Below are 14636 nucleotides of genomic sequence, written 5' to 3'. Positions count from 1 at the left end.
GGCATGACCGTCCAGCTCGACGCGCGCCCGCCGGTCGCACCGGCGCCCCGCGCCGGCCGGCGTACGCGGGGGACGCGGCTCAGCCGCCTCGACACGCAGTTCTCGCCCTACCTGTTCATCGCCCCGTTCTTCGTGCTCTTCGCGGTGTTCGGGGTGTACCCGCTGATCTACACCCTCTGGGTCTCGCTGCACGACTGGGACCTGCTGGGCAGCGACCACCCGTTCGTCGGCCTCGACAACTACAGCCGGCTGCTGGCGGACACCGACTTCTGGCACGCGGTCGTCAACACCCTCGGCATCTTCGTCATCTCCACCGTCCCGCAGTTGCTGGCCGCGCTCTGGCTGGCCAACCTGCTCAACCGGCAACTGCGCGCCCGGACCACGTTCCGGATGGCGGTGCTGATCCCGAACATCACCTCGACCGCCGCCGTCGCGATCGTCTTCGGGGTGCTCTTCAGCCGCGACTTCGGCATGGTCAACTGGCTGCTGGACCTGGTCGGGATCGACGCGGTCGAGTGGAAGTCGAACCGGTTCGCCTCCTGGGTGGCCATCTCCGCCATGGTCGACTGGCGGTGGACCGGCTACAACGCCCTGATCTTCCTGGCCGCGATGCAGGCCATTCCACGAGACCTCTACGAGTCGGCCGCCATCGACGGGGCCGGCCGGGCCCGGCAGTTCTGGTCGATCACCGTGCCGCTGCTCAAGCCGACGATCATCTTCACCGTCATCATCTCCACCATCGGCGGGCTCCAGCTCTTCACCGAGCCCCGGCTCTTCCACTCCGGGACCAACCCGATCCGGGGCGGACCGCTGCGGGAGTCGCAGACCGTGACCATGTACATGTTCGAGAACGCCTTCGCTCCCCACTACAACTTCGGGTACGGCTCGGCCGTGGCATGGCTGCTCTTCGCGCTGATCGCGGTCGTCGCGGCGGTCAACGTGCTGCTCCTGCGCCGGCTCGGCGGGGGCGCGCGCCCCGCGAGGGCGGACGCGAAGCCGAAGGAAGGACCGCGATGACCCGCCTCTGGGCCGCCAGCCGGCTCACCTACGCCGCGCTGATCGCCGCCGGGATCCTGTCGGTCTTCCCGATCTACTGGATGTTCGTGGTGGCCAGCCGCTCCAACGACGCGATGGGCCAGTTGCCGCCCCCGGTCACCCCCGGCGGCAACTTCGGCGCGAACGTCTCCCGGCTGCTCGGCAACACCGACGCGTACTTCGTCACCGGTCTGGTCAACTCGGCGATCGTGGCGACCACGGTCACCGTCTCGGTGGTGTTCTTCTCCACGCTGGCCGGGTTCGCCTTCGCCAAGCTGCGGTTCCGGGGACGCAACGCGCTGCTCATGGTCATCATCGCGACGATGATGGTGCCCACCCAGCTCGGCGTCATCCCGCTCTACATGCTGATGACCAGGCTGAACTGGAACGACCGGCTGCCGGCGGTGATCGTGCCGGCCCTGGTCACCGGGTTCGGGGTGTTCATGATGCGGCAGTACGCCGGCCAGGCCGTCAGCGACGAGCTGATCGAGGCGGCCCGGATGGACGGCTGCGGCACGGCGCGGATCTACTGGAACGTGGTGCTGCCGGCGCTGCGCCCGGCCGCCGCCGTGCTGGGACTGCTCACGTTCATGACCACCTGGAACGACTTCCTGTGGCCGTACGCGGTCCTCAACGATCCGGAGAACCCGACAGTGCAGCTGGCGTTGCGCACCCTCTCCGACGGGTACTACACCGACATGTCCCAGGTGTTCACGGGGACGGCCATCGCCACCCTTCCGCTGCTCCTGGTCTTCGTCCTGTTCGGCCGCCAGATCATCGGCGGCATCATGGAAGGTGCGGTCAAGGCGTGAGCACTCTGCGATTCCCCGAGAACTTCGTCTGGGGCGCGGCCACCGCCGCGTACCAGATCGAGGGGGCGGCCACCGACGACGGTCGCGGCCCGTCGATCTGGGACACCTTCAGCCGTACGCCGGGCAGGGTCCACCACGGCCACACCGGCGACGTCGCCTGCGACCACTACCACCGGTACGCCGACGACGTGGCGCTGATGGCGGAGCTCGGGCTGAAGGCGTACAGATTCTCGGTGGCCTGGCCGCGGATCCAGCCGGACGGCAGCGGCCCGGTCAACCCGCGCGGCCTGGACTTCTACGACCGGCTGGTCGACGCGCTGCTCGACCGGGGCATCGACCCGATCGTCACGCTCTACCACTGGGACCTGCCGCAGTCCCTCCAGGACCGGGGCGGCTGGACCAACCGGGAGACCGCCGAGCACTTCGCCACGTACGCCACCGCCGTGCACGCCCGGCTCGGCGACCGGGTGGGCACCTGGACCACGCTCAACGAGCCGTGGTGCTCGGCCTACCTGGGCTACGGTAACGGGGTGCACGCCCCCGGCGAGCGGGACCCGGGCGCGGCCTTCACCGCCGTACACCATCTGCTGCTCGGGCACGGGCTGGCGGCCCGCGCGCTGCGCGCGGGCGGCGCGGACACCGTCGGGATCACGGTCAACCCGGCCGACGTGCGCCCGGCCGACCCCGACAGCGCCGCCGACGTGGCGGCCGTGCGCCTGGTCGACGGCCTGCACAACCGGATCTTCCTCGACCCGCTGCTGCGCGCGGCCTACCCGGAGGACGTGCTGGAGCACGTGGCCCGGATCATCGAGCCGACGTTCGTCCGCGACGGCGACGAGAAGCTGATCGCCGCACCGATCGACCTGCTCGGGATCAACTACTACGCGCCCACCTACGTCGCCGGACGGCCGGGCGGCGCGGGCGGCAGCGCGTACCCGGGCACCGAGGGCGCGGTGGAGTTCCTCCCGCCGACCGGTCCGCTGACCGACATGGGCTGGATGATCGAGCCGGCGGGGCTGACCCGGTTGCTGGAGCGGATCGCCACCGACCACCCCGGCGTGCCGCTGATGGTCACCGAGAACGGGGCGGCGTTCCCCGACAAGGCCGGCGCGGACGCCCCGGACGGCGCCGGGCAGGTCGTGGACGCCGACCGGATCGCCTACCTCGACGGGCACCTGCGCGCCGCGCACGAGGCGATCTCCCGGGGCGTGGACCTCCGGGGCTATCTCGTATGGTCGTTGATGGACAACTTCGAGTGGGCCGAGGGTTACCGCCGACGGTTCGGGATCATCCACGTCGACTACCTGACCCAGCGACGCACACCGAAGTCCAGCGCCCGGTGGTACCAGGAGGTGATCTCCCGGAACGGGCTGTGACGAGGCGGTGGTAACGGGGATGACGACGGCGCAACGGCCGACGCTGGAGGCGGTGGCCCGGCGGGCGGGGGTCTCGCGGGCCACGGTGTCCCGGGTGGTGAACGGCTCCACCACCGTCGCCGAGCCGATCCGGGAGGCGGTCCGCCGGGCGGTGGCCGAGCTGGGATACGTGCCGAACCTGGCCGCCCGCAGCCTGGTCACCCAGCGGACCGACTCGATCGCCCTGGTGCTGCCGGAGGCCGCCACCCGGGTCTTCTCCGACGACCAGGTGTTCCCGGGCATCATCCGGGGCGCGGCGCAGGAGCTGGAGGCGGCCGACAAGCAGCTCGTGCTGATGCTGGCCGGCTCCCCCGCCGGGCACGACCGGGTCGAGCGCTACACCACCGGGCGGCACGTCGACGGGGTGCTCTTCGCCTCGCTGCACGGCGAGGACCCGCTGCCCGGCCGGCTCGCCCGGCTGGGCATCCCGGTGGTGTGCAGCGGTCGCCCGCTCGACGGCGCGGAGGTGCCCTACGTCGACGTCGACCACGTCGGCGGGGTGACGCGGGCCGTCCGGCACCTGATCGGAAGCGGTCGCCGCCGGATCGCCACCATCGCCGGCCCGCAGGACATGGTGGCCGGCATCGAGCGGCTCGCGGGCTACCGCGACACGGTCGCCGAGGCCGGCCTGCCGGAGCTGGTGGCGACCGGCGACTTCACCCGCGAGTCCGGCGCGACGGCGATGCGGCAGCTCCTGGCCGCGCACCCCGACCTCGACGCGGTCTTCGCCGCCTCCGACCTGATGGCGCACGCCGCCCTGCGGGCGCTGCGCGAGGCGGGGCGGCGCGTGCCGGACGACGTGGCGGTGATCGGCTTCGACGACATCGAGACGGCGGCGTACACCGAGCCGCCGCTGACCACCGTCCGCCAGCCGATCGTGGAACTCGGCCGGCAGATGACCCGGCTGCTGCTGCGGCTGGCCGCCGGCGAGGCGATCGAGCCGGCCGTGGTGCTACCCACCGAGCTGATCGTCCGCGAGTCGGCCTGAGGGTGCGGGCGGGCGGCCTCCCGCGCGGGCGGGGCGCCCACCCCGCACCGCCGGCGGGCGGCGGATTAATCCGTGGAGGCGTGGTGCCGGCGTCGGTAGCGTCGCGCGCGTGACCGTGAACCTGATCCGCGTACCCGCCCTCTCCGACGTCGCCGAGTACGCGTACGCCGCCACGGTCGAGCCACCCTCCCGGCTCGTCCTCACCGCCGGTGCCTGCCCGCTCGACGCCGAGGGGCGGACCGTCGCGCCCGGCGACCCGGTCGGCCAGGCCCGGCAGGTGATGGCCAACCTGGAGACCGCCCTCGCGGCGGCCGGCGCCCGCCTCGCCGACGTCGTCAAGACCACGGTGTACGTGGCGTCGTCCCGCCAGGCCGACCTCGTGGCCGTCTGGGAGGTGGTCCGGGACGCGTTCGGCGACCACGAGCCGCCCAGCACCCTGCTCGGGGTGGCCGTGCTCGGCTACGACGACCAGCTCGTCGAGGTCGAGGCCGTCGCCGCCGTACGCGGGGAGGGCTGACCGTGCGGATCCGCACCGCCCGCCCCGACGACGCGCCCGCCGTGGTGGCGCTGCGCGCGCTCGTGTACCCGTACCTCGTGCGCGGCGTCGAGTCGACCCGCCGCATGATCGCCCAGCCCCCGCCCAGCGAGCAGTGGACCGCGTACGTCGTCGAGGTGGACGACACGGTGGTCGGCTGGGTGGCAGCGTACCGCAACGACCAGACCTCGGAGCCCGACGTCGGGGAGGTCTCCCCCCTGCACGTGCACCCGGAGCACCGGGGCCGGGGCGGCGGCACCGCGCTGCTGACCGCCGCGCTGGGGCGCCTGCGGGTGATCGGGGCGCGCCGGGTGCGCACCTGGGCGCTGCCGGAGTCGCTGCCGTTCGCCCGCCGGCACGGGTTCACGCCGAGCCGGGAGCTGCGCTACTCCGCCCTGGACCTGCGGCCGGCCCCGCCGATGCCGGAGCCGCCGCCGGGCGTACGGCTGCTGCCGCTGACCGACGTCGACCCGCGTCGGGTCTACCTGGCCGAGACGGCGGCGGCGGCCGACGAGCCGGGGGACGTGTCCTCCGACGCGACCAGCTACGCGCGTTGGTGCTCCGAGACCTGGGAGAACCCGGGCCTGGACCGCGCGGCCAGCACGGCGGCCGTGACCGGCGGCGAGGTGGTGGCCCTGAGCCTCGTCGTGCGCGACGGTGACCGGATGTGGTCGGACTACACCGCCACGGTGCCGGCCCACCGGGGGCGCGGGCTGGCCCGGCTGGCCAAGACGGCGGCCCTGCACCGCGCCGCCGCCAACGGGGTGCGCGTCGCCTACACCTCGAACGACGAGGCGAACGCGCCGATGCTGGCGATCAACGTCGGGCTCGGCTACCGCCCGGTCGGCTCGAGCTGGTCCTGCCTGCGCGAGCTCTCCTGACCGCCCCGGTCGACGACGAGCCGGCCCCGGCCGCGCGAGCTTCCGGACCGTCCCGGTCAACCGGCGTCGTACACCCGCTGTGCGGCCGCGCGGGCGTCGGCGCCGAAGAGCACCAGCCGGGCCTCGGTGACGTGTGCCGGGGTGGCCGGGCGGAGCACCGACAGGGCCTGCCGCACGGCGTCCTCGACCGGCCAGCCGTAGACGCCGGCCGAGATCAGCGGAAACGCCACGCTGGTCGCGCCCAGCTCGTCGGCGGCACGCAGGCTGTTGGCGTAGCAGTCGCGCAACAGCGCCGAGCGGTCCTCGGTTGCCGACCAGACCGGCCCGACCGTGTGCACCACCCACCGGGCGGGCAGGTTGCCGGCGGTGGTGGCCACCGCCTGGCCGGTGGGCAGGCCCCGGCCGTACCGGGAGGCGCGCAGCGCCCGGCACTCGTCGAGGATGGCCGGGCCGCCCCGCCGGTGGATCGCGCCGTCCACTCCCCCGCCGCCGAGCAGCGACGAGTTGGCGGCGTTGACGACCACGTCCACCCGCTGCGTGGTGATGTCCCCCTCGACCAGCGTGACCCGCACGTCAGCCCTCCGTGACGGACTGGCCGAGCGAGCGGCGGGCCAGCAGGGTCGCCCCGGCGACGGCGGCCGGCATGACCAGCACCGCGCCGAGCGGGATCAGGAAGCAGACGAAGACGGCCACCCCGAAGCCGAGCGTGACGGGCCGGTCCGCCTTGAGTTGTGCCCGCCGGTCCGGCAGGCGCATCCCGCGCCGGTAGAACGGGGCGCCGACCAGTTCCACGGCGAGCAGCCAGCCGCCCACCGCCGCACCGATCACCGGCACCACGGTCTGGCCGACCACCGGGATGAAGCCGGCGGCGAAGAGCGGGATGCCGAAGAGGATCGACAGGCCCACCAGGCGTACCGAGTCGGCGATGCTGCGTCGCAGCGACGGCCAGAACGCCACGTCGACCGCGCCGGGCGTGCCGCCGAGCCGCTCCTCCACCCGCTCGGAGATCCTCTCGTAGAACGGGTCGCCGATGACCAGGGTGACCGCGGTGAAGCTGACCACGGAGAGCAGGCCGCCGAGCCCGAGCAGGGCGAGCCCGGCGACCACCCGGGCCAGGCTGCGCCAGGTGGCCGACCAGTCGTCGGCGAACGGCGTCACCAGCGCGGCCAGGGCGTCGACGAAGTACGCCAGCGTGGCGAACGCGGCCACGAAGAGCGCGCCGGAGATCAGCGCCGGCACGACGCCGAGCAGCATCAGCCCGGGGCTGCGGACGTAGAGGCCGAGGCCGCGCAGAAGCAGGCCCACGCCGGTGAAGAACCGGCCGACGACGCCGGTCACGGGCGCGGCGATACGGGGTGCGTTCACGACCGCAGAGCCTAGTGGTCGCGTCGGGTCGACGGCCCCGGAGGCGGTCGGGGGCGGCCGGGCGGGCGGGCGGCAGGATGGACGGGTGCGGGCGGCCCGGTTGATCTCGTTGGTGTTGCTGCTCCAGGCGCGGGAGACGATGACCGCGGCGGAGCTGGCGCGGGAACTGGAGGTCTCCGAGCGCACCGTCTACCGGGACGTCATGGCCCTCTCGGCCGCCGGGGTGCCGGTCTACGCCGACCGGGGGCGCGCCGGCGGGTACCGGCTGGTCGGCGGCTACCGCACCCGGTTGACCGGGCTGACCCGGGACGAGGCGGAGGCGCTGTTCCTGGCCGGTCTGCGCGGGCCGGCGGGCGACATGGGGCTCGCCGACGCGGTGGCCTCGGCCGAGCTGAAGGTGCTGGCCGCGCTGCCGCCCGCGCTGCGCGACGCGCCGGCCCGCACCGGGCAGCGGTTCCACCTGGACGTGCCGGGCTGGTTCCGGGAGGTGGGGCCGCCGACGTGGCTGACCGAGCTGGCCGGCGCGGTCTGGCGGGACCGGGTGGTCGAGCTGCGCTACCGGCGCGGCGACCGCGAGGTGACGCGGACCGTGCGGCCGTACGGGCTCGTGCTCAAGAACGGCGTCTGGTATCTCGTCGGCCGGGTCGGCGACGACACGCGCACGTACCGGGTGGACCGGGTGACCGGCGTCGAGGTCGGCGCGGAGACGTTCGACCGGGACGAGGGCTTCGACCTGGCCGGATACTGGCGGGAGCAGGCCGAGGCGTTCCTGCGGGACATGCTCCGGGCCCGGGTGACGGTCCGGCTGAGCCCCGCCGGCCTGCGCCAGCTCCGGCACCTGGTCGACGCCCCCTTCGTGTACGACGAGGCGCTCGCCGCCGCCGACGGGCCCGACGGGCAGGGCCGGATGGTGCTCCGGCTGCCCGTCGAGTCCGCCGACGTGGCGTACCAGCAGTTGCTCGGGCTCGGCCCCGAGGTGGAGGTGCTCGACCCGCCCGAGCTGCGGGCGCGGCTGGCCGACGCCGCCCGGCGGTCCGCCACGCTCTACGCCACACCGCCCGCCGGGCAGGACGCCTCCGCTCAGCGGTAGCCGGTGACGTCGGCCGGCCTGCCCGGGTCCTGCACCTCGACCATGTAGCGCCAGGCGTCCGGCCGGCTGCCGTCGACGTCGGTGAAGCCGTACACCTTGGCCAGCTCGCCGCTGGACACGGACCGCCCGTTCCAGCGGGCCCGGTCCTCGTCGGCGGCCAGGGCGGCCACCGCCCGCCCGACGAAGGCGGGCGACTCGGAGATGGCGAAGTGCGGTTCCCGGTCGAGGGCGTCCCGCCAGTTCTCCTCGGTGACGCCGAAGTGCTCCAGCATCGCCTCCGAACGCAGCCAACCCGGGGTGAGCGCGACGGCGGTGCATCCGTGCGGCGCCAGCTCGTGCGCCCAGTTGAAGGCGAGCCGGTTCACCGAGACCTTGGCCAGGTCGTAGAAGACCGAGAGCCGGCGGGTCGTGTCGTTGTACTCCCTGGTGCCGTCGCCGACCTCGATCACCAGCCCGCCGGGGCGGCGGATCAGCAGCGGCAGCGCGAAGTGGCTGGTGACGATGTGCGTGTCGACCGCCAGCCGCAGGACGCGGAAGCCGGCCTCCAGCGGCTGCTCCCAGACCGGCTTCTCCCAGGTGGTCAGCGGGTCGCCGCCCCAGATGTCGTTCACCAGCACGTCGAGCCGGCCCTGCTCGGCGTCGATCCGGGCCACCAGGTCGCGGACCTGCTCCGGCACGAGATGGTCGACCCGGACGGCGACACCGGTGCCGCCGGCCTCGGTGACCAGCTCGGCGGTCTCCTCGATGGTCTCCGGCCGGCCCATCTCGGAGCGGCCGGCCCGGCTGCTGCGACCGGTCGCGTAGACGGTGGCGCCGGCCACGCCCAACTGGACGGCGATCTGCCGGCCGGCGCCCCGTGTCGCCCCGGCGACGAGCGCAACCCTGCCTGTCAGCGGTTTCGTCATACGGCGAGCCTGTCAGCGATACCTGACAACCGAAGTCCGGTTTCGCGCATCGGTGTGATGCGTCATGCTCGCCCGCATGCACCTGCTGCTCTCCGGCATCGTCGGCTCGGTGGCGTACGGGCTGGCCGGCGCGGGCTCCGACGTCGACCGGATCGGCGTCTTCGCCGCGCCCACCGTCGCCTTCCACGGTCTGCGCCCGCCCCGCGAGTCGGTGGTGACCACCGACCCGGACATCACCCTGCACGAGGCCGCGAAGTGGTGCCGGCTCGCATTGGGCGGCAACCCGACCGCCACCGAGCTGGCCTGGCTGCCGGACGACTGCTACGAGACGCGTACGGAGTTCGGCGACCGGCTGATCGGCATCCGCTCGGCGTTCCTCAGCGCGCCGCGCGTCCGCGACGCCTACCTCGGCTACGCCGGTCAGCAGTTCCGCAAGCTGGAGTCACGCGGCGACGGGACGTTCTCGGCCGACACCCGGCGGCGCACCGCCAAGCACGCCCGGCACCTGGCCCGGCTCGTGCACCAGGGCCGCCTGCTGTACGCCACCGGCGTGCTGGAGATCCGGCTCGCCGACCCGGAATGGTTCCGGGCGTTCGGCGAGCGGGTGGCCGGGGGCGACCTGAGCGAGGCGCGGGCGCTGCTCGCCGAGGCGGAACGCGACTTCGACCGCACCCGCTCCCCGCTGCCGGACCGCCCGGACGAGGCCACCGTGGAGCGCTGGCTGCTCGACGTCCGCGCCGCCCACCTGCCGCCCGGGTCGACCGGCCGCTGATCGCGCCGCCGTGCGGAACCCGGCGGGCGCTCGACCGCGCACGGCCACGATCACGCAACTTCCCGGAAGTAGTCCCCTCCGCCGGGGCGGGAGCCCACTCTTTCCCGGATGTTGTCCGGATCCCGGGCAGCGATCAGGCGCCCGGGTCGGGGCGCGTCACCCGTTGAGGAAGTCGGATATCCGGCCGCGCAGATCGGCGCGTTCGCTCCAGAGGACGCCGGGCCGGTCGTACACGTGCAGGGTGGCCCGGGGCAACGCGGCCGCGAGCTGCTCGGCGACCTCGGCCGGGTGCAGGTCGTCGCCGACGCAGCCGATCACCAGCGCGGGCGCGGTGACCGCGGCCAGCGACGCGGCGTCGCGCAGCGGCGCCTGCTCGGGCAGGCTGGCCAGCCCGGGGGCGAGCCCGTCGCGGAGGAGTTGGTCGAGCCGCTGACGCAGGTAGGCCCAGCCGGCGGGGGTGTTGCGTACGGCCGGCGGCAGCTCGGCCTGGACCACGTCGGCGACCGCGGACGCGTCGCCGCTCTCCACCGCGTCGAACAGCGCGGTCAGCCGGGCCCGGGCGACCTCGCCGCGCGGCTGGTCCAGCACGGCGGGCAGGAAGAAGACCAGCCGCTCGAAGCGCTCGGGGCTCTCGGCGAGCAGCCGGCACAGCGCGCCCGCCCCGAGGCTGGCGCCGAAGGCCCGGGTGGCGCCGCCCAGGTCGGCGACCGCGCGCAGGTCGCGGGCGAGGTCCAGGTAGCTCCACGGGCCGGGCGGCGCGTCGGAGCGGCCGTGCCCCGGAACTGGAAGAAGAGCTTGCGACCGGTCACGCCGCTGCCGAACGGCCGGGTCGTGGCGATGCCGTTGCCCAGCCCGTGGGCGAACACCGTGACCGGGTCACCCACCCCCGTGACGAGTTGCTCCAGCCGTACGCCATGCGGCGTGGCGACCAGCTCGGTCTCCGGCTCGGGCAGGGCCGGCCGGCCGGTGCGCGGGGCGCCCGGTCCCGGGCCCCAGGTGCGGGGCCCGCCGTCCGGCGGGGGCGGCCAGCGGAATCCTCTCACCAGGGCCCTCTGCCGTCACTGAGGTCGCGCAGGCCGACCCGGACGTCGAGCAGATAGATCAGGCCCGCCGCGATGCCGATCAGTCCGAAGAGGCTGATCGGGCCGAAGCCGAGCAGGGTCAGCACCAGGCAGACGGCCAGGATGGCGATCCAGCCGCCCTTGGGCAGGGTGCCGATGGCGGCGAAGGCGTCGGAACGCTGGGTGATGGCGTGCACCAGGGCGACGCCCTGCACGATCAACGCGAAGACGAGCAGGATCAGCTCGATCACGTAGCGGACTTCGAAGGCGAAGAGCGGCGCGGCGTATGCCATGACGGCAAGCTTATGCCGGCGACCCCGGAAACGTCCGACAGGACGCCTCCGGGGTCGCCGGCGCAGCGGTACTACTCGGCGGCCGGGCGAGTCCGCTTGGTGGCCCGGGGCAGCTTCGCCGACGGGGTGGCGGTCGGCTTGGCGGCCTTGGTGGCCGCCGGCTTGGCGGCGGCCTTGGTGGCCCGCGGGGCCCGGGTCGCCTTCTTCGCGGCGGCCGGCTTGGCCTCGACGATCTCGGCCACGTCGGCCGGGGTCGGGACCTCGGCGGTCGCCGGGGTCGGGACCTCGGCGGTGACCGGGGCGGCCGGCTGGGCCGGCACGGTGGCGGCCGGCTTCGCGGCGGCCGGCTCGGTCTCGGCCTCGGTGGCCTCGATGTCGGCGTTCACGGTCTCGGCGGCCTCCAGCACGCCGGCGCCGACCACCCGCTCGCCCCGGGCGACCAGGGCGACGTACGCGGCCTGCGCCCGCTCCTGCGCGGCCTGGGCGCCGGCGACCACCACGGCGGCGTTGCGGATCGCCGCCTCGCGCAGCTTGTCCAGGTCGGCGACCTCGCGCAGCTTGTCGAGGTCGGCGACCTCGCGCAGCTTGTTCAGGTCGGCCGCCTCGCGCAGCTTGTGCAGGTCGGCGGCTTCGCGGAGGCGCTTGAGGTCGAGGTCGGTCGCGACCGCCTTCTCCCGCAGGCCGCCGGCGGTCAGGTTCGCCGTACGCAGCGTCTCGTTGGCCTTCTGGCGCAGCTCGACGCCGGTGACGACGGCCTTGCCGCCCAGGTCGGCGACGACCTTGGTGCCGAGGCCGCTCACGACGGCGGGGAGCTTGCGGAGCTGCTCGAGAGCCAGCTCGCCGGCACCGGCGGCGGCGTAGATCGGGGCCGGGATGCGGTGGGTCTTCGGCTGGGTCATCACTTCTCCTCTTCGGCCGCGTCGGCGGCCTTCCGGACCGCCTCGGCGGCCTTCTTCGCGGGGGTGTCGGTCGGAGCGGGGGCGGGGCCGGCCTCGGTGACGGCCACCGACTCGAGGACCGCCTCGGTCGGGGTGCCCTCCGGCGTGGTGGGTCCGGTCGCGGCGACGCTGGCCAGGTCCGCCGCCTCGGCGGCCGACGGCGAGCCCGCGGCCGGCGTCGCGCCGGGTCCGGCCGCCGTGCCGCCCGGCTCGGTGTCGGCGCCGGGGGCCTGCCCGGTCGCCTCGGCGAGCCGCGCGTTCTCCCGCCGGAACGTCTCGTAGATCTGGGTGAGGGACTGCTTCTGCGCCATCGTCAGCTCGGGGTCGACCGCGATGGCCGCCAGCACTCCCTGGCCCTCCCGGTCGTCGAGCAGGCCGGCGCGCAGGTACATCGCCGGGGTGGAGACCCGCAGCGCGCTGGCGAGCTGCTGGAGCACCTCCGCGCTCGGCTTGCGCAGGCCGCGCTCGATCTGGCTGAGGTACGGGTTGCTGACCCCCGCCTGCTCGGCGAGCTGCCGGAGCGAGATCTTGGCGTTGCGGCGCAGATCGCGAATGAACCCGCCGACGTCGGGAAGGTCCTTGCCATTGGCCATGCCTCGACGCTAACACCGCCGCTAGCTTTTGCAAGCGAAACGCTAACCGGAGTTAGCAAGGTCTCATACGTACTTGCGTGGCCGCTGCGCCGTCCGTACGTTCCTCCGGTGAACAAGATCGAAGTCAACGGCGCACGGCTCGCGTACGACGAGGTCGGCAGCGGCAGCCCCGTCGTCCTGCTGCACGCGGGCATCGCGGACCGCCGGATGTGGCGGGAACAGCTCGGCCCGCTGGCCGAACGGCACCGGGTGATCGCCCTGGACCTGCGCGGCTACGGCGACTCCGAGCTGCCGCCCACGCCGTTCGCCCACCACGACGACGTGGCCGGCCTGCTCGACGCGCTCGCCCTGCCCCGGGCCGCCCTGGTCGGCTGCTCGTTCGGCGGCGCGGTCGCCGTCGACACCGCGCTGGCCCATCCCGACCGGGTGAGCGCGCTCGCCCTGCTCGGCAGCGCCGTCACCGGGCACGAGTGGTCCGACGAGGCGAACGGCCTCTGGGAGACGCTGGTGGGCGAGGTCGACCCGGAGGACTTCGCCGCGAGCGCCGCCGGTGAGGTGCGCTTCTGGGTCGTCGGCCCCGAGCGTCGCCCCGAGGACGTCGACCCCGGGCTGGTCGCGTTCGCCCGCGAGATGGACCAGCGGGCGCTCGCCGCCGAGCTGGCCCTCAGCGCGGTGGACGTCGCCGAGCTGGACCCGCCCGCGATCGGGCGCCTCGGTGAGCTGCGGATGCCCGTCCTGGTCACCGCCGGCGCGGCGGACGTGCCCGACATCAGCCGGCTCGCCGACCGGATCGCGGCCGAGGCGCCGGGGGCGACCCGCCTGCCGGACGTGCCGGACGCCGCCCACCTGCTGCCACTGGAGCGCCCGGCCCCGGTCAACGCCGCCCTGCTGGACTTCCTCCCCTGACGCCCGGCGCGTCGGCGGCGGTCACCGGAGGGGGCGTACGCCGCCGACCGGCAGGCCGCCGCCGAAGAGCGGCACCTCTGCGTACTCCGACAGGACCGGGGCGTCCAGCCCGAGCCGGCGCAGGGCGGAGACCAGCACCGGCATCCGGGCCCGGCCCGCCCCGTCGTCGATCTTGAGGGCGACCGCGCCGACCCCGGGCACCGCCGCGGCGATGACCCCCTCGGCGCCCACCTTGGCGAGCAGCCCGGGGACGCCGCGCATCAGCCGCGTGTCGTCGGCCTGCGTGCCGCCGACGATCTCCGGGTGGGCGCGCATCGCGTCGGCCACCGTCCGCGGCACGGAGCCGGGCTCCGCCGAGACGAGCCGGAGGTACGCCCCGGCCAGCCCGGTCAGTGAGACCGCGAGCACCGGAGCGCCGCAGCCGTCCACCCCGACCGCCGCCGCCCGCTCGCCGGTGAACTCCTCGACCGCGTCGCGGAGGCGCTGCTGCAGCGGGTGCTCCGGGCGCCAGTAGCCGTCGAGCGGCCAGCCGGCGGCCAGGCAGGTCAGCAGCATCCCGCTGTGCTTGCCGGAGCAGTTCATCTGCGTACGGGTGGGGCCGCCGCCGGCGCGCAGCACCGCGGCCCGGGCCTCCTCGCCCACCGGCAGCTCCGGCGGGCAGTGCAGCGCGGACTCGTCCAGCCCTGCGCCGGCCAGCAGCGCCCCGACCCGGGCCAGGTGGAAGTCCTCCCCGGCGTGGCTGGCCGAGACCAGCGCCACGTCCGCCGGGTCGGTCAGCGACAGCCCGGCGCGGAGCATCCCGACCGCCTGCATCGGCTTGTTGGACGAGCGCGGGAAGACCGGGGAGGTCACGTCCCCGGCGCCGGACACCGTCGCGCCGTCGGCGTCGAGCACCACCACCGAGCCCCGGTGCACGCCCTCGACGAACCCGGACCGGACCACCTCGGCGAGCGGCACGCCGCCCTCGTACGTCTTTCCCACGGTGTGGACGGTACCGATCGCCCGGTCACCCCCGGCGGGCGGGTGACCAGGACGTCGGCGCCCCGG

Annotated in this window: 16 protein-coding genes and 1 pseudogene; 9 read left to right on the top strand and 8 right to left on the bottom strand. The window is 74.5% G+C overall.

Features of this window, described 5'->3' with window-relative positions; all coding sequences use genetic code 11:
* Window positions 1–3 precede the first annotated feature (3 nt).
* The 6 genes from GA0070606_RS18845 (at window position 4) to GA0070606_RS18820 (ending at window position 5666) form a co-directional block, all read left to right on the top strand.
* Window positions 4–1017, top strand: coding sequence for a carbohydrate ABC transporter permease (locus tag GA0070606_RS18845; protein ID WP_091102090.1), 1014 nt, complete (start codon window positions 4–6; stop codon window positions 1015–1017).
* Complete coding sequence (locus GA0070606_RS18840; RefSeq protein ID WP_091102087.1) at window positions 1014–1847, top strand: carbohydrate ABC transporter permease; 834 nt, start codon at window positions 1014–1016, stop codon at window positions 1845–1847. Before GA0070606_RS18845 ends, GA0070606_RS18840 begins: the two co-directional genes overlap by 4 nt.
* A complete protein-coding gene (locus GA0070606_RS18835) occupies window positions 1844–3223 on the top strand; it encodes a GH1 family beta-glucosidase (protein WP_091102084.1) in 1380 nt (459 codons plus the stop codon). The genes GA0070606_RS18840 and GA0070606_RS18835 overlap by 4 nt, the downstream gene beginning before the upstream one ends.
* Before the next feature lie 19 nt (window positions 3224–3242).
* Complete coding sequence (locus tag GA0070606_RS18830) at window positions 3243–4250, top strand: LacI family DNA-binding transcriptional regulator (protein ID WP_091102081.1); 1008 nt, start codon at window positions 3243–3245, stop codon at window positions 4248–4250.
* 115 nt (window positions 4251–4365) lie between these two features.
* On the top strand, window positions 4366–4767 hold the full coding sequence (locus tag GA0070606_RS18825; RefSeq protein ID WP_091107887.1) for a RidA family protein: 402 nt from the start codon (window positions 4366–4368) through the stop codon (window positions 4765–4767).
* 2 nt (window positions 4768–4769) lie between these two features.
* On the top strand, window positions 4770–5666 hold the full coding sequence (locus tag GA0070606_RS18820; RefSeq protein WP_091102078.1) for a GNAT family N-acetyltransferase: 897 nt from the start codon (window positions 4770–4772) through the stop codon (window positions 5664–5666).
* Window positions 5667–5722: 56 nt separating this feature from the next.
* On the opposite strand, the gene GA0070606_RS18815 is transcribed toward GA0070606_RS18820, so the two are convergent.
* Together GA0070606_RS18815 and GA0070606_RS18810 are read right to left on the bottom strand one after the other, a co-directional pair.
* Window positions 5723–6238 (bottom strand): O-acetyl-ADP-ribose deacetylase, encoded by a 516-nt coding sequence (locus tag GA0070606_RS18815; RefSeq protein WP_091102074.1) that lies wholly within the window; start codon window positions 6236–6238, stop codon window positions 5723–5725.
* 1 nt (window position 6239) lies between these two features.
* Window positions 6240–7031 carry an EI24 domain-containing protein gene (locus tag GA0070606_RS18810; protein ID WP_091102070.1) on the bottom strand — a complete coding sequence of 264 codons (792 nt, stop codon included), beginning with the start codon at window positions 7029–7031 and terminating at the stop codon, window positions 6240–6242.
* 85 nt (window positions 7032–7116) lie between these two features.
* On the opposite strand from GA0070606_RS18810, the gene GA0070606_RS18805 reads away from it, so the two are divergent.
* Window positions 7117–8121: a helix-turn-helix transcriptional regulator gene (locus GA0070606_RS18805; protein ID WP_091102066.1), complete on the top strand. Its 1005-nt coding sequence runs from the start codon at window positions 7117–7119 to the stop codon at window positions 8119–8121.
* Here the strand turns inward: GA0070606_RS18805 and GA0070606_RS18800 are convergent.
* Entirely contained in the window at window positions 8112–9026 is a 915-nt protein-coding gene (locus GA0070606_RS18800) for an SDR family oxidoreductase (protein ID WP_091102063.1), read from the bottom strand. The two genes, GA0070606_RS18805 and GA0070606_RS18800, sit on opposite strands and share 10 nt — an antisense overlap.
* A gap of 76 nt (window positions 9027–9102) precedes the next feature.
* Here GA0070606_RS18800 and GA0070606_RS18795 point away from each other — a divergent pair, with 76 nt between their 5' ends.
* Window positions 9103–9798, top strand: coding sequence for a nucleotidyltransferase domain-containing protein (locus tag GA0070606_RS18795; RefSeq protein ID WP_091107885.1), 696 nt, complete (start codon window positions 9103–9105; stop codon window positions 9796–9798).
* 156 nt (window positions 9799–9954) lie between these two features.
* Here GA0070606_RS18795 and GA0070606_RS18790 read toward each other — a convergent pair.
* The 4 genes and pseudogenes from GA0070606_RS18790 to GA0070606_RS18775 all read right to left on the bottom strand — a co-directional run bounded on the left by GA0070606_RS18790 (window position 9955) and on the right by GA0070606_RS18775 (window position 12683).
* Window positions 9955–10841: pseudogene (locus GA0070606_RS18790) on the bottom strand (alpha/beta fold hydrolase).
* Window positions 10838–11152: a DUF2516 family protein gene (locus tag GA0070606_RS18785; protein WP_091102059.1), complete on the bottom strand. Its 315-nt coding sequence runs from the start codon at window positions 11150–11152 to the stop codon at window positions 10838–10840. The pseudogene GA0070606_RS18790 and the gene GA0070606_RS18785 overlap by 4 nt, the downstream one beginning before the upstream one ends.
* 71 nt (window positions 11153–11223) lie before the next feature.
* Entirely contained in the window at window positions 11224–12054 is an 831-nt protein-coding gene (locus GA0070606_RS18780; RefSeq protein WP_091102056.1) for a hypothetical protein, read from the bottom strand.
* Window positions 12051–12683, bottom strand: coding sequence for a helix-turn-helix domain-containing protein (locus tag GA0070606_RS18775; RefSeq protein ID WP_091102052.1), 633 nt, complete (start codon window positions 12681–12683; stop codon window positions 12051–12053). The genes GA0070606_RS18780 and GA0070606_RS18775 overlap by 4 nt, the downstream gene beginning before the upstream one ends.
* A gap of 108 nt (window positions 12684–12791) precedes the next feature.
* Between GA0070606_RS18775 and GA0070606_RS18770 the strand changes: the two genes are divergently transcribed.
* Complete coding sequence (locus tag GA0070606_RS18770) at window positions 12792–13589, top strand: alpha/beta fold hydrolase (RefSeq protein ID WP_176737361.1); 798 nt, start codon at window positions 12792–12794, stop codon at window positions 13587–13589.
* Between the two features lie 21 nt (window positions 13590–13610).
* Here the strand turns inward: GA0070606_RS18770 and GA0070606_RS18765 are convergent, their stop codons facing one another.
* A complete protein-coding gene (locus GA0070606_RS18765) occupies window positions 13611–14570 on the bottom strand; it encodes an asparaginase (RefSeq protein WP_091102047.1) in 960 nt (319 codons plus the stop codon).
* Between the last annotated feature and the right edge of the window lie 66 nt (window positions 14571–14636).

Origin of the sequence: Micromonospora citrea (assembly GCF_900090315.1) — a bacterium.
In the GTDB taxonomy this organism is placed as follows: Bacteria; Actinomycetota; Actinomycetes; order Mycobacteriales; family Micromonosporaceae; genus Micromonospora; species Micromonospora citrea.
This window is presented reverse-complemented; position numbering and strand designations above follow the sequence as displayed.